Below are 14,405 nucleotides of genomic sequence, written 5' to 3' on the forward strand. Positions count from 1 at the left end.
CAGATTTACCACTTGTTGCACCCGAATACAACGGCGTAGATCGCAATGCATTTCTGTTTGGTTTGACTCCCCAAGCCGAAATTTGGAATGGTCGCTTGGCAGCTATTGGCTTCCTTGCCTATTTACTTTGGGATTTGGCAGGTTATAGCGTCCTGCGCGACGTTTTACATCTGATTGGCTAGTAGAAACTAAACACCTCAAAAGCTACGCTACTAAATTTTGGAGAAAAAATGGCTACTAAAGAAACTCGTTCTTCTACAGATTTACCACTTGTTGCACCCGAATACAACGGCGTAGATCGCAATGCATTTCTGTTTGGTTTGACTCCCCAAGCCGAAATTTGGAATGGTCGCCTAGCAGCAGTTGGTTTTCTTGCCTATTTACTTTGGGATTTAGCTGGTTATAGCGTCCTGCGCGACGTTTTACATCTGATTGGCTACTAGTACTCTGCCACAAGTATTATGACAGCTTAAGCAAGTTAGTAGTAAGTACTTTAGTGCTTAGATAAAGGCTAAAGTACTTACTACTAACCTGACTTTTCACGGTATCTGGAAAACCTCTCGAAATCTTTCTCCTAAAAGGAGAGAGACTTTTAATTTTCCCCTTTCCCGTGTCGGGAAGGGGGCTAGGGGGTTTGGTTTTTCGTGGGTTTTTACACATCACGTGAAAAGTTAAACTACGAACTTATCAAAAAATCGAAAAACCTACTTCTAACTAGAGCAAAAAGTGAGCAAACACGTACAAAGCCGAAGCTACAAGTTGTAACAGCATCACTGGAATACCGTAGTGAAGGAAAGTTTTAAACCAGATTCGGCGAAAAAAGCCACCTAGTTTTTAAGCTATCTGAGGGATTTTTTAGACTTCAAATGATTGTCAATAATCTGACTTATTCAATTTTTTAAAACTTCAATATCCCTTATTTCTATTTTTCCTCTGCCTAGAGTGACAAAAGAGGGTTAAATTACTCAATCCCTGCATCCACGACAACTATCAACTTTTTTCTTCCCTTGCTCCCCTAGGCTTCTTTTTCGACCAGTGTCGAATTAATAAGTCCAGTTTTGTTTAGTCTGCAAGCTATAGGTTCCATCTTTCACATTCACCCGCTCAGGAATCAGATTTTGATCCCTAAACACATTCGCCTGATGCTGTAGAGCAGTAAGCGATTGATCGTCAATGGGGATGATGGCACGTTCGGCACTACGTTGCTGTAAAGTTTCTAGAATAGATGGATCGATTTCATGGTTTTGTGCCATTCGTCGAACCGCTTCCAATTCCTGTTTCTTAGCCCAAGCTCCAGCTTCGTTTACCTCTTCTAAAATCACCTTGATCAGGTCGGGATAGTTGCGTACCAGTTCTGGAATCGCGTAGTAATAGGTCGGAACTTCTATGGAGGCTTTGTCACCAAATATGCTCTCTAGATCGGCAATCGATCGCCCTGGGTAAGCGCTTCGGGTCTGAGTTGTTGTGTAGGGAACCCAAATCACCCAAGCATCGACCTCACTACGGCGGAATCGGGGTAGCGCCTCCGGCTGTGTCAGATAAACTGGCTCAATGTCGCTAAAATCGAGACCTACTTTTGCCAGCGATCGCACAAGTATATAATGTGCGCTTGAGCCTTTGTCAAAAGCTATCTTTTTACCCTTCAGGTCTGCTAGGGTCTGAATCGGTGAATCTTCCGGTACCAAAATCGCTTGACCTTTGGGAGCGGTATATTTTTCTTTTGCTACCCGCACAAAGACATGATCTGCTGCTTGAGAGAAGATGCTGGCCGTGCCGCCACCGCCGCAGAAGTCAATCGTCCCATTGCTTAGTGCTTCTATCAAAGAAGAGGCTGATAAAAAGCTTGTCCAGGTGACACTCAGCCCAAATGGTCGCAAACGCGTTTCGAGCAAGCCTTGAGTTCGGAGAACTTCCAGATTTGTCATTCCCTCTGGATAACCCATTTTGAGTTGCTTGAGCCGCCCCGCTTGTTCAGCTAAGGGGGTGTTGCTAGACCCAGCAGAACGGCTAGAAAACCAGCGATCCAAAACTATACAAAAAATTATACCACCCACAAATAGTCCCACGGTTTCTAGTAACCGAGTTGTCGAATTTTTGGGTATTTTGAACTGATTTAGTAGAGAGGAGAGTGTATTGAGAGATTCAGAAGCGGCAACAGCAAGACCGTCAAAAGCCAGAGTCAAGAACAAACTCGCAGCAAGTCCGATGGAAAATAGGACTGCAAACCTGTAGGTAGCCGATCTACGAATGGCTGCTCTGAGCGACTGTAAGATGTTTTGACCTGTGCCTCTAGGCAGAAGGTTAATCAAACGGCTAATCATATAAGTCCTTGGTTGAAATAAGCATCTATTTGGTTAGGCGGCTGATTTTTACCGATTTGGGCTGAAACCCTCCACTGATTGATACTGGGAATGAATGGCGCGTTACATACGAGAATGCAGCCAGAGTGTTATACTTTTTTGGGCTGTTTATATATTATTACTGAGGCTTACCTCATTTTTTTTTAAGTTAGAAAAATTGGTAAATAAATTAGGAATAAGGTTTTGGGAGAAATTAGATTTTTGGATGATGGCGAGTGGAACCAATATCCAAGATTAATTCCCTCTGCTAGCGATCGCTTACGGTGGGGCATAGCTGATCACAATTTGCGACAAACGCTATTTTTCGATATTGCGGGGCTGATTGCTCAGGTTGAGCGATCAGTAGTTTCGGTCATCAAACAGGTGTTGAGCGAGGGATAGTGATGGTTTGGTTAATTGCAACAATTAAGATCGGGCTAGCTACTGCTGTAGCAACAACCTTTGACGACAATATTTATCTAACTGCTTTTTTTAGCGCAGTTAATCGGACTTTTCGGCCTCAGCACGTTGTGGTTGGTGAGCTTCTAGGGTTCACGGCATTAGTAATAGTAAGTTTGGTTGGTTTCTTAGTGGGTCTAGTAATTCCGTCAACTTGGATTGGTCTATTGGGGGTTCTGCCGATACTCATTGGTTTGAACAATTTACGCAACCTTAATCAGGATGACTCAAATGAAGATAAGTCAGCCAATCTCAAAATCAACTCTAAATTTCGAGGATTTGATTCCAGAAAGCGATCGCTCTGGGAGGTAATCCGCGATCCACAAACCTATCGCGTGTCTGCGGTCACGCTTGCTAACGGTGGTAACAATCTAGGGATCTATATTCCCCTATTTGCCACTAGCTCAATCCAAAATCTGTCCGTAATCATACCAGTTTGCTATTTCATTATTTTATGTTGGCTGTTAATGTCCTATAACCTGACTCGCCTACCTGGTATTGCTTTAGTCCTCAGCCGCTATGCTAGTAAGATATTTCCTTTCGTACTAATGTGGCTGGGCTACAGAATTTTGATGGACAGCGAATCCTATCGTCTTTTTCTACCGAAGAATTGACATTGAAACTGTTAAAAGTCTCCGGCTCCGCTCCTGAATTCAGAATAGCTGAATTCTTCTTCAACATCTCTTTCTAAACTAGTAAATAAGTTCTAACTTAAGCATGACGTTTTTTGTCAATAGAGGCATTAGATTTAGCCAAAGGAGAAATATATGCAGATTTTCAAAATTGTTCTTGTCGCTCTTGTATTTATCGTTAATTTAATGATTGCTCAACCTTCTTGGGCAGGTAAGGATTTCACAAAAGGGGCTGACTATATTGAGGTAACTCAGGCACTCAATCAACTTCTAACTGCGAAGGATACACCAGAACAAGCTGGCTACACACCTGAGGAATTTCAGCAGCGACTAGCACAATTACAATTTCAAAAGAATATTATAGAAACTGCTAAGAAGCGGGCGCAATGTCTTAATGAAACTGAAAAGACATTGGCAGTCTATGCTAATAAACCGAAAAAATCTCCAACCCAACTCTATTACTTAGCAGCAGGACAAATCACGGATGATGATTGGGATTGTGATGGGATCTACTTACCCGCAGGTACTCAGGTAGTTCTCAGTCCAAATACTCCAGCACAAGAGCTAACTGAAGCAATTACCGTTAAGTTTGTTGATGGTACACAGTCGGTTGCTAGAGTTAATCCGGCAACTGGTGCGATCGAATTGAATGTTGAACCTGCTAAAGTCTTCAAGGCTGGTGCAAGCGAATGGTTACTTCCAGTATTATCTCAAGCAGAGATTGACACACAAGTTCCTACTCCACAACTCATTGACTAAAATTCTCTGGTTAAGAGGCAATAGGTAATAAAAAAATCCCCATTAAGATTAGGGGATTTTTCTTTGTCATTTCAAAGCATAGGCAGCAGGAAATGTTTTTGCTTGCTTCGTTTTTGCATAGACGTGCTGACCTTCTTATAGCTCAATACGCTTGGGTTAAAGTCAAAAACCAAAACCAGCGTAGGTTGGGTTGAGGGACGAAACCTAACATTTTCGGTACTTTGTTGGGTTTCACTACGTTCAACCTAACCGACAATTATCCTTAACCCAAGCGTATTGTCTTATAGCTGGAGTTGGCGGAACTGTTCTGTGGTAAGTAGGTAGGCGTAATTAAATATAAGATAAAACCTCACCCTCAATCCCTCTCCTTGAGTTCGGAGAGGGAAGCCGGAGGCAGGGTGAGGTTTTATTGGCTCAATTGATGACACGCCCTAAAATTCTTTCTGAACAGCGATTATTCATCAATACAACTGGGAATCCCCAAAACGGCACAGGGAAAATTAGAACCTAATGCCTCAATCATCGGATGATTGACAGAGTTGCAACCTAAAAACAAAATATCGGCAGCTTCTGATTCAACAACTTTATTAAGTTCTGTGGAAATGCAGCCAAAACGCAAATGAGATTTGAAGGAACCCTGCCATTCTTCAGCTAGACTTCGGGCTTGCCAGAGAATTATATCTGCTTGTTGCAGGGGAGTTACCACTGTCTGCAATTTGGGTTGAGTTAATACCAATGTCACAGACTTTGATACTTCACTGACTTGACATTCCAATGAAGGCTGTTGTTCTGGAAAGCTCAAGATGTTTGAATGCTGGCTGCTTTGATTATCTTCTACCACATAAACGGCTTGAACTGTGACTTGTGCATTAGTGGCTAAACGCGTTTGATGGGCAATCCAAAAGGCAATATCTAGTGCCGTATGACTGTTAGGAGATGCGTCATAGGCAACAATTAAATTAACTGCTTTTGAGCTTTGAGGTTTTTTAGAAAAAGGTTTTTTTGGCTCTGGTAGCAGTACCATTTGTTCAATTAAGTCATCTCGGCCTGTGGCACTTTGCAGACGTGCTAACATTGGCTTAATTTGCACAGCTTTACTTCTCCTAATGAAATGAATTAGCAATGAGAAGCAGGGGGACAGATTTTAGATTTTGGATTTTAGATTGAGTGACGATAAGCAAAATCTCAAATCTGAAATAAGTCAAGGAAACCCCAATAATAACTGTATTACAGCCAAAGTCTTGGGGGTTCCTTCCATTGCCTACGGAGTTAGCTGACGGGCTAAGACTGGAAGGTGTCTCTCTCTTAGGAGTGCTGAGTGGTGAGTTGTGAGTGCTGAGTTCAAGATTAATTATTCTTCACTTTTGACTCTTAAATTGCCGCTCTCTGCAAGATACGCCCCATAATATGGTTCCTCCGTTCCAAATTCAGCTTTCATGAATTTGAATTAGGCTACCCACTAAAAAAAATGATAATCTAATTTACTCGTCTTGGGCAAAATATCGATCAAGGAAATTTAGAGCGTGATTGCGAAGTTCAAAATATTCTTTTGAGTTTCGCATGGCGGCGCGATCGCGTGGATGTTCAAAAGGAACTTCTAATATCTCTCCTATACTAGCAGATGGTCCGTTGGTCATCAAGACGATGCGATCGGACATATAAATTGCTTCGTCTACATCGTGGGTAATCATCATCACTGCCTGACGATTATTTTCCCAAATATCCAATACCTGGCGCTGCAATTTACCACGAGTTAGTGCATCTAGCGCCCCAAAAGGTTCATCCATCAGTAACATTTTAGGACGAATTGCTAAAGCTCTGGCAATACCTACTCGTTGTTTCATACCTCCAGAGATTTCATCAGGATATTTGTCAGCCGCCGCCGTCAAGTTTACCATTGCCAAGTGTTGATTTACAATGCTAATTTTCTCGGCACGATTAGCATCTTTTAGCACTTCATCCACAGCTAAACGGATATTTTCTCGCACTGTTAACCAAGGTAACAGCGAATAGTTCTGAAATACCATCATCCTTTCGGCTCCTGGCTGACGAATTTCTTTTCCATCTAGCCGGACTGAGCCAGAAGTGGCTTTTTCTAAACCAGCTACTATCTTTAATAGGGTTGATTTACCACAACCAGAGTGGCCAATTACAGAAATATATTCATCTTCACCAATCGTCAGATTAACCCCATCTAAAACGACAAAGTTATCTTTATCAGGTGTCGGATAAGACTTGACTAAATTTTCAATTTCTAAAAATCCAGGGCGGGGCAGAACTTCGCTCTGGGTATTAATAGGTAATGAGGTATATTCCATCATCAAAATGCTCCGAAGATAATTTAATCAATCAATTTTGGATTTTGAATTTTAGATTGATTCTGACCAAAAGTATGCTGGGCTACTGAGGATTTTAGATTTATTCCACCCAAGAGGGGCAGGGGATAAACCAAAGAACCACAATCCAAAATTGGCAGGGATTTAAGACATGAAAAAGTTAGTGGGAGCGTTAGCCCTGATGGCAAAACTATTCAGATAACCTACAGGATCGCTAGGGTCGAAGCCTTTCTTATCTATAAATACTTCTGGTGGTTCGACCTTGTAATCATTCTTGGGACACTTGATGCCCATTTCAGATGCTATCTCCCGATATAAGTCTGTTCTCCAACCAAGTTCTGCTAGTTTCTCGGCATTTTTGGGGAATTCCTTAATTTGTCCCCACCGCGCTGCTTGTGTCATCAACCAGATACTTCTCGATCTCCATAAGAATGTCGAGTGTTCTGCTGGCTGTTTGGGAAGGTTGTCAGGAATATCGAAGAAAATCGTGGTGTCAGCTGCTTTGATGGTGCGGTCTTTGCCGTCAAAGCCGCCATAGTTGTAGTTGCCGAGAATTCCCGGACTTGTAAACTTGGCGATTGGGGCATTTTTCTTTTTAGGTCTAGCACCTGTAAAGGAACGGTCTGTTATCAGTTCGGCTACTTCTTGGCGGTTTTCTATTTTGCTGCAATACTGACAAGCTTCAATCATCGCCTTGACGAGAGAACGATAGGTTTTGGGATATTGGTCGATGAAAGATTCCATCACCCCCAAAAGTCGATCTGGGTGTCCTAGCCAGACTTCTTTACCTTGTGCGAAGGTAAAGCCGATGTTTTCGTTACCTGTTATTGCTCGCGTATTCCAGGGTTCTGCAACCATGTAAGCTTGCATTGCACCAATCCGCACATTTGTCAGCATTTGGGGGGGCGGAACGATGATGATCCGAAACTCTTTAAGCGGATCAACTCCGGCGGCGGCGGATATGTAGCGGACAAAGTATTCGTAAATGGCGGAACTTAATACTACCGCCCAAACTCTGTTTTCTGGTGGCTGCTTGTCAAAGTAACCTCGGAAATCGCGCCCAAAGGCTTCTAGCGCCCCATCGCCATATTTCTCTTGATACTCGTACCACGGACGCAGCCCAAAATCCCACATGGCTTTGTTCATAGTCATGGCGTTACCGTGACGATGGATAGTCATGGCTGCACACAATGGGGCGTGGCGTGCGCCTTCAGCACCAATTCTGGCGTTGGTAACAGCACCAGATACTACGGGTGAAGCATCCAGGCGACCAAAAATTAAACCGTCGCGGGAGGTAGCCCAACTGGCTTCGCGGTTGAGTGTGACGTTCAAACCATATTTGCGGAAGAAGCCTTTTTTCCAGGCGATCGCAAATGGCGCACAATCATTAACGGGAACGTAACCAACGGTGAGATCAGATTTTTCTAGGTCTTGGGATCTAATTACTGGTTGTACAGCTAAAGCTTCTTCAGTCAATCCTTTAGCTGATCTGTCTCCTGAAATTCCACAGGAGGACAGCGCTATTCCGGTTGTGGTTGCTCCTATTCCTTTGATAAAATCTCGTCGAGTCCAGTTTATATCACCCATTTTTGTAGCTCCATTGGTGATTAATTGCTCACGCTTCAGGTGCAGAGTCTCGTTACATCTTGCTGTTTTGATAGCAACCAAATTTTGTTAGTTGAAAGTTTTAGGGCGATGGGTTACTAATTCTTGAATTTTGCCCACGGCGTAATCTAGGATTAACCCAGTTAAGCCAATTATGAACACAGCTAAAAAGACTGAACTCAGGTTTAAGCGACTCCATTCATCCCAAACAAAAAAGCCGATACCAACACCGCCTGTGAGCATTTCCACGGCGACGATTACCAGCCAAGCTATTCCTAAACTAATTCGTAAACCTGTAAAAATGTACGGCAAACTTGCAGGCCAAATTATTTTTGTAATCCGTCGCCAACGCGGCATTTCCAGCACTCGTGCCACATCTAAATAATCTTGGGGAACACTAGAAACTCCTAATGCGGTATTAATAATTGTCGGCCACAAGGAGGTAATAAAGATGACAAAAATGGCGGAAGGTTCTGCTAAATTGAAAATTGCTAAGGCAATGGGTAGCCAAGCTAGGGGCGATACGGGTTTAAAAATTTGAATGATCGGATTGAGCGCTAACATTGCCGGTCTTGACATCCCTATTAGAAACCCCAGAGGAATCGCTACTACTGCACCTAACAAAAAGCCTAGTAATACCCGGCGCAGACTTGCGATCAACAACCAACTAATTCCCAAGTTGCCGGGGCCTCGTTGATAGAAGGGATTTAAGATGTAGTCTAGATTAGCGATTAGCGCTTCTGGTGGGGTGGGCATCAATTCATGGTTGGCAAGTGCAACAATCCACCACAGCACAATTATTCCCAAGAAGCCCAATACAGGTAGAATGAAGACATCTCTGAGGATGACAGGTTTTGTCTTTTTCCAAGCAGCTTGTCCAGCGATCGCAGCGATCGCAGCCAAATTTAGTTGAAATATCATTTACGACCTCAACAGATTTAAGTGCAGGTACAAAAAATCCGAGCAGTACCAGCCTTGGACACCGATGAGATCGGAACATTATAAAAATGCCGTCTCTTCAGTCTCCTCTCAATGCCTACGAAGTTAGCTGACGGGCTAGGGCTGAGAGATGCCCTTCTGAAGAAAGTTATGAGAGACGCGATTAATCACGTCTGTACAGGAGTTATGAGTTAAATATTAGTAACTTCTAACTCCTCACTCTCAACTCCTCACTTTCTCTGAGATACGCCCCACAATTTGGTTCCTCCGCTCCAACTTCACGTACTGTGATGTGATGGATTAGGCTGACTTACTCTAATGGATATTAATTATCGACAATATAACATCAATGCTCAGTAAAAGCCAACTGCATTATGATAAATGTTGTTTATTTCAATACCAAAATCAAGTTTGTCTCCTTGCTTTTCGGTAATTAACAAAATTTATAATTTTTTATAATTTTAGTTGTGTTGTGAGTGAACTCATTGGACAAACAGCTAAACAACAATAGTTGAATCAATCATCAAGTTTGTTACCTCCTTGATTAACATTTGTTAACAAGAATTAGATTATACTTCACAAATTTTATATACGTATAGTTAATCCAGCAAATAAAATAACATATAAAATCTATTTCTTTTGGTAGGTTAATTAAATCGCTAATTTTGGTACAAGACCACTGCACTAGCTAAACTGTTTGCATATGGAAGTTTACTCATCTATCTCCTAGCTGAATTTAACATAATGGATTTTAGTCAAGTACTGGCTGAAAAAAGGGAAAGCATCCTTGATAAATGGATAGTAGCAGTTCGCAAGGATAGACAAATTGAAAGTGCTGATGGCCTATCTTACACAGCGATCAAAAATCATATCCCTGATGTGTTGAAAGCTATGGTGACAGTACTTTCAAAATCCCAGGATAATAATATTCAGTCGATAGTTATTGCCAGTTTCGAGCATGGAGCTATTCGAGCTGAACAAGGCTTTGACCCAGCAGAAATTGCCAGAGAATATCATCTGCTGCGAACAATAATATTGGATGCCCTACAAGCAGACTTATTGAGTGGAACCCCGTCAGAAATAATTCGTTCCATGCGTTTGATAGACGCGATTGTAGATGAAGCGATCGCTCAGTGTTTCAAGAGTTATGTTGAGGAGAGGTTCCGAGAATTACAGCAGTTGCAGTCATCATTAACACTCCATAATGAGGAACTCACACGCTTAATTAGCGCTAATCAAGAGTATCTTTCCCAACTAGCCCACGAATTGAAACATCCTCTAACTTCCATTATTGGTTACTCGGATCTGTTTTTACGCCAACAACGACGAAAGACTAAGGTGAAAGACACTTCTGCCAATTTAGAACACATTGAGCGCGTGCTACGCAATGGTAGACAATTACTACACCTGATTAACAATATATTAGAACTTTCGCGGTATGATGCGGGGCAGATAAAACTCCAACTAGCGCCTACCGATGTGCGTGAATTAATTAATAATGTATGTGAAATGTTGGAACCTTTAGCAGCTGGGAAAAATTTAAAAATCGTAGTAGATTGCGATCGCGCTGCCAAAGAATTAATTACAGATTATTTTCAATTCCAACAGATTGTCACAAATCTTATTAGTAATGCAATTCGTTATACAGAGTCGGGGACTATTATGATAATGTGTCAGATGTTGGAGAACCAGAGATGGGCGATCGCAATTTCTGACACTGGAATTGGCATTGCACCCGAAAACCAAGCCCAGATATTTGAACCCTATTTTCGCGTCAGTTCTAGCGATCGTTCCTATCTCCCTGACAGTACTGGATTGGGGTTAGCGATCGTCTCGCGGTTAGTAAAACTACTACAAGGTCAAATTAACTTAGTTTCTGAGGTAGGCGTTGGTTCTACTTTTACGATAATTTTGCCCTTAGAAGCGAAGATTTGAGATAGTTTAAAGTATATTTTGAAACTTATAAAATAACATATCCCGTGTGTTACCTGACATTTTGCGGGTAAAATCGTCACGAATAACCAGTAAGCTGTCGCACATCTAAATTGTACTTTTTGGAGTCTGAAAGCCTTGCTGTAATGTTTTCAGGTTGAAAAATTAAATGTGTCTCAGCTTATCTGCTGCTTTGTCGATGTACCTCACTTACATCAACTTGTTCGTCTTTATTTTGCGGTTGCTAATTTCCATAAATGGTCGCAACTAATTGTCTGTAGGCAATAACAAAAGTAAAGTTTTATAAAGTAAAAACCGTGGTTAAATTTTCAGCAATCACGGTTTTTTCATGGTTTTAATAGTAAAATATGTAGACGTAAGTTATCAACCTCAAGTGAGCAAAACTATGCTGGAACTCTCAAATATCAAAATTGAAGTAGAAAAGTTGTCTAATATCTTGGGTAAGGCTGAGGACTGTCTTTGACCTCCAATATTTGACTGCAACAATTCAATACTTTTATCTAGTAATTGCTCAACCGGATTTTTGGAAGAATCCAACCCCTGCTTATGATACACTTCAAGAAATTGAATACTCGATATTCTACAGGCATCAGCAATATCAGCGTTGGTGTTCGATTCTAGAAGATATTAAGGCTGCACTGGAATTGTTGGAATTGTCGGCCGATGAGCAATTGTTGCAAGAAGCGCAAACCAACCTTACCCAACTCCAAAAAGAACTCGAAACAGCAGAAATACGACAGTTATTATCTGACCCCCACGACGAAAAGGGGGCATTCTTGACAATTAATGCTGAGGTAGGTGGCATAGATGCTGAAGATTGGTTATCTATGTTATTGCGGATGTACCATCGTTGGGCAGTAAATCATAATCATAAAGTATATTTAGTGGAAGAGTCACAGGGTGATTTAATAGGGTTAAGATATGCCACCTTAGAAATTATCGGTCGCTACGCCTATGGTTTTTTTAAATCAGAACAAGGAACGCATCGCGTAATAAGAATTTCTCCCTTTAGCAGCAACCGCCGCAAGCAGCACACTTGCTTTGCCAGTGTAGAAGTCAGCCCGATTTTAGATGAGTCTGTTGATTTTGAGATTCCAGAGAAGGATTTGGAAATTACCTCATTCAGATATTGTGGCTATGGTGGTCAAAACGCAAACAAAACAGAAACAGCAACACGGGTAGTTCATATTCCTACTGGAATTGCTGTGATTTCTAATAATGAACGCAGTCAGATGCAAAACAAAGAGAAAGCCTTAGCTATTCTCAAGAGTAAACTGTTTGCGATCGCACTAGCCCAAGGTGTCCAGCAAGTTGACGAAATTCAACCTCGGCTGATAAAATCTCTATCCAACAAGCTGATCCGAGAATATGTCTTGCATCCTGACACCAAGGTGAAAGATTTACGTACCAATGTAGAAATCCCTGCTGCGACAGAAGTCTTAGACGGTAAAATTGATTTGTTTATCAAAGCCTATCTGCAACAGCCAAATCAAACCACTTCAGTGACAAAAGAAGCGCTTGATAATTTCAAGTAATTTTTGTAACTAAATATGATTAGTGTAGAGAGAATTTGCCCAACTAAAGCTAAAATTAATAAATGTAAGTAGAATAAAGAGCAATTTCCCAATCAAAGCGCTCTATCTATCATTCAGCAAGCACTATGGAAGTCTTAGAACTCAAACGCGAAATCGAAACGTTGTCTGGCCGCCTGGGTAAAACCCAGGACTATCTTTGACGTACCTGCACTGACAGCTAAAATTCAAGACCTCGAAAAAATATCCGCACAGCCAGAATTTTGGAATGACCAAACCCAAGCCCAAGAAACGCTGCAAGAACTCAATGACCTGAAAGCTCACCTCCAGCAATACGATCAGTGGCACGCCAATCTGGAAGATACTAGAGCAGTTGTTGAGTTGTTGGAGTTAGAAACCGATGAGGCACTACTCCAAGAAGCGGAATCTACTATTACTAAACTCAATCGTGACCTGGATCAGTGGGAGTTACAACAATTACTTTCTGGCCCCTATGATGCTGAAGGTGCTGTACTGACAATTAGTGCTGGTGCTGGTGGCACAGATGCTCAAGACTGGGCATTTATGCTAATGCGGATGTACACCCGTTGGGGCGAAGCTCACGGCTATAAGGTAACTTTAGCTGAAGAGTCGGAGGGTGATGAAGCCGGAATTAAATCGGCAACCCTAGAAATTACTGGTCGCTATGCCTATGGTTACTTGCGTTCAGAAATGGGTACACACCGCTTAGTGCGGATTTCACCTTTTAATGCCAACGGCAAGCGACAAACCAGTTTTGCGGGGGTGGAAGTGATGCCACAGATAGATAACTCTGTGCAGTTGGACATTCCCGACAAGGATTTGGAAATCACCACAACTCGCTCTGGTGGGAAAGGTGGGCAGAACGTCAACAAAGTAGAAACGGCGGTACGGGTTGTTCACCTTCCCACGGGTCTTGCCGTGCGCTGTACAGAAGAGCGATCGCAGCTGCAAAATAAAGAAAAAGCCCTAAATCGCCTCAAAGCAAAGCTGTTGGTCATAGCCAAGGAGCAACGTGCCCAAGAAATTGCCGAAATTCGTGGCGATATGGTGGAAGCCTCCTGGGGAAACCAAATCCGTAACTATGTATTTCACCCTTACCAGATGGTGAAAGATTTACGTACAAATACTGAAACAACCGCGATTGGCGATGTGATGAATGGCGAACTTGATACATTTATCCAAGCTTATCTGCGCCAAGAAAATAAACTGGTAGAAAGCACTCTAGCATAATTGGGGATTAGTCAACTTAGAGCAATGGCGAAGGTCACGTCGCTTCTCTAACGAGACGCTGCGCGAACGCTCCGAATTCAAAATTCAAAATTCAAAATTAATAATCCCCATAAATAAATTTAGGGGCTTGTATCATCAGTCTTTGTCGGTCATTCGCGGCTACACAAACAAGAGCCACACCGACCTGGGTTTTGCCTCGTGTAGATGCGGTTTCTAACCGCCTTTTTACTATTATTTAGTACCGATGATTTATTTTCTCGCATTTGAGATGAGCGCGACGCCGAATAGCCCGTTGTAGACATCGCATCGCATCCCATATCATTGGTGCTTTTTTAAAGAAATTCCATAGCAACTACAGGCGATCGCAATTCTGTCCCAGACCAACTGTTACAGTTATAAAAGAGTCTGTGGACAAATAACTATGAGCAATTCTCCTTCAACAGAACCTCAACCTAGCTATGTAAAACTGGCCATGCGAAACATGGTGCGGAAGGGTGGAACTTCCCTTAAACATTTTGCGTTGACTGCCGTAGGGCTTCTAGCTCTCCTTGTTGGTCTTGCTTACCTAACTCACTAACGACAAACCGTAAACCTCAGACT

14 protein-coding genes and 2 riboswitches are annotated in these 14,405 nt (G+C 42.2%); of the genes, 9 read left to right on the forward strand and 5 right to left on the reverse strand.

Annotation, left to right across the window (positions count from 1 at the left end):
* On the forward strand, window positions 1-182 hold a 182-nt coding region (locus V7K36_RS13685), incomplete at its 5' end, for a high light inducible protein (protein ID WP_335116490.1).
* A 48-nt stretch (window positions 183-230) separates the two neighbouring features.
* Window positions 231-443, forward strand: a complete 213-nt coding sequence (locus tag V7K36_RS13690; protein ID WP_335116492.1) for a high light inducible protein — start codon at window positions 231-233, stop codon at window positions 441-443.
* A gap of 600 nt (window positions 444-1,043) precedes the next feature.
* On the opposite strand, the gene V7K36_RS13695 is transcribed toward V7K36_RS13690, so the two are convergent.
* Window positions 1,044-2,321, reverse strand: coding sequence for an aliphatic sulfonate ABC transporter substrate-binding protein (locus tag V7K36_RS13695; RefSeq protein ID WP_335116494.1), 1,278 nt, complete (start codon window positions 2,319-2,321; stop codon window positions 1,044-1,046).
* Window positions 2,322-2,543: 222 nt separating this feature from the next.
* On the opposite strand from V7K36_RS13695, the gene V7K36_RS13700 reads away from it, so the two are divergent.
* The 3 genes from V7K36_RS13700 to V7K36_RS13710 all read left to right on the forward strand — a co-directional run bounded on the left by V7K36_RS13700 (window position 2,544) and on the right by V7K36_RS13710 (window position 4,189).
* A complete protein-coding gene (locus tag V7K36_RS13700) occupies window positions 2,544-2,741 on the forward strand; it encodes a hypothetical protein (RefSeq protein ID WP_334823842.1) in 198 nt (65 codons plus the stop codon).
* A gap of 2 nt (window positions 2,742-2,743) precedes the next feature.
* Window positions 2,744-3,412 carry a cadmium resistance transporter gene (locus V7K36_RS13705; protein WP_335116496.1) on the forward strand — a complete coding sequence of 223 codons (669 nt, stop codon included), beginning with the start codon at window positions 2,744-2,746 and terminating at the stop codon, window positions 3,410-3,412.
* 153 nt (window positions 3,413-3,565) lie between these two features.
* Window positions 3,566-4,189: a hypothetical protein gene (locus tag V7K36_RS13710; RefSeq protein WP_335116498.1), complete on the forward strand. Its 624-nt coding sequence runs from the start codon at window positions 3,566-3,568 to the stop codon at window positions 4,187-4,189.
* A 454-nt stretch (window positions 4,190-4,643) separates the two neighbouring features.
* On the opposite strand, the gene V7K36_RS13715 is transcribed toward V7K36_RS13710, so the two are convergent.
* The 4 genes from V7K36_RS13715 to ntrB form a co-directional block, all read right to left on the reverse strand.
* Window positions 4,644-5,264 (reverse strand): universal stress protein, encoded by a 621-nt coding sequence (locus V7K36_RS13715; protein ID WP_335116726.1) that lies wholly within the window; start codon window positions 5,262-5,264, stop codon window positions 4,644-4,646.
* 168 nt (window positions 5,265-5,432) lie between these two features.
* Window positions 5,433-5,632: riboswitch (cyclic di-AMP (ydaO/yuaA leader) on the reverse strand.
* Between the two features lie 38 nt (window positions 5,633-5,670).
* The gene (locus V7K36_RS13720) at window positions 5,671-6,507 is read right to left on the reverse strand and encodes an ABC transporter ATP-binding protein (protein WP_335116728.1); all 837 of its coding nucleotides are present in this window, start codon (window positions 6,505-6,507) and stop codon (window positions 5,671-5,673) included.
* Between the two features lie 162 nt (window positions 6,508-6,669).
* The gene (locus tag V7K36_RS13725) at window positions 6,670-8,112 is read right to left on the reverse strand and encodes an ABC transporter substrate-binding protein (RefSeq protein WP_335116500.1); all 1,443 of its coding nucleotides are present in this window, start codon (window positions 8,110-8,112) and stop codon (window positions 6,670-6,672) included.
* A gap of 87 nt (window positions 8,113-8,199) precedes the next feature.
* A complete protein-coding gene (gene ntrB / locus V7K36_RS13730; RefSeq protein ID WP_335116502.1) occupies window positions 8,200-9,051 on the reverse strand; it encodes a nitrate ABC transporter permease in 852 nt (283 codons plus the stop codon).
* Between the two features lie 97 nt (window positions 9,052-9,148).
* Window positions 9,149-9,386, reverse strand: a riboswitch (cyclic di-AMP (ydaO/yuaA leader).
* A 427-nt stretch (window positions 9,387-9,813) separates the two neighbouring features.
* Here ntrB and V7K36_RS13735 point away from each other — a divergent pair.
* The 4 genes from V7K36_RS13735 to V7K36_RS13750 all read left to right on the forward strand — a co-directional run bounded on the left by V7K36_RS13735 (window position 9,814) and on the right by V7K36_RS13750 (window position 14,382).
* Window positions 9,814-11,004: a sensor histidine kinase gene (locus V7K36_RS13735; protein WP_335116504.1), complete on the forward strand. Its 1,191-nt coding sequence runs from the start codon at window positions 9,814-9,816 to the stop codon at window positions 11,002-11,004.
* Window positions 11,005-11,410: 406 nt separating this feature from the next.
* Window positions 11,411-12,557, forward strand: a protein-coding gene (locus V7K36_RS13740) for a PCRF domain-containing protein (RefSeq protein WP_335116730.1) whose coding sequence is annotated in 2 segments (ribosomal slippage) — window positions 11,411-11,482 and window positions 11,484-12,557 — 1,146 coding nt in all. Because the reading frame shifts where the segments join, the coding sequence is not laid out codon by codon here.
* A 125-nt stretch (window positions 12,558-12,682) separates the two neighbouring features.
* Window positions 12,683-13,805, forward strand: a protein-coding gene (gene prfB, locus V7K36_RS13745) for a peptide chain release factor 2 (RefSeq protein WP_334834053.1) whose coding sequence is annotated in 2 segments (ribosomal slippage) — window positions 12,683-12,754 and window positions 12,756-13,805 — 1,122 coding nt in all. Because the reading frame shifts where the segments join, the coding sequence is not laid out codon by codon here.
* 421 nt (window positions 13,806-14,226) lie between these two features.
* Window positions 14,227-14,382: a DUF3285 domain-containing protein gene (locus V7K36_RS13750; protein WP_104904774.1), complete on the forward strand. Its 156-nt coding sequence runs from the start codon at window positions 14,227-14,229 to the stop codon at window positions 14,380-14,382.
* Window positions 14,383-14,405 lie beyond the last annotated feature (23 nt).

This window comes from Nostoc sp. (assembly GCF_036919555.1).
Lineage (GTDB): Bacteria > Cyanobacteriota > Cyanobacteriia > Cyanobacteriales > Nostocaceae > Nostoc.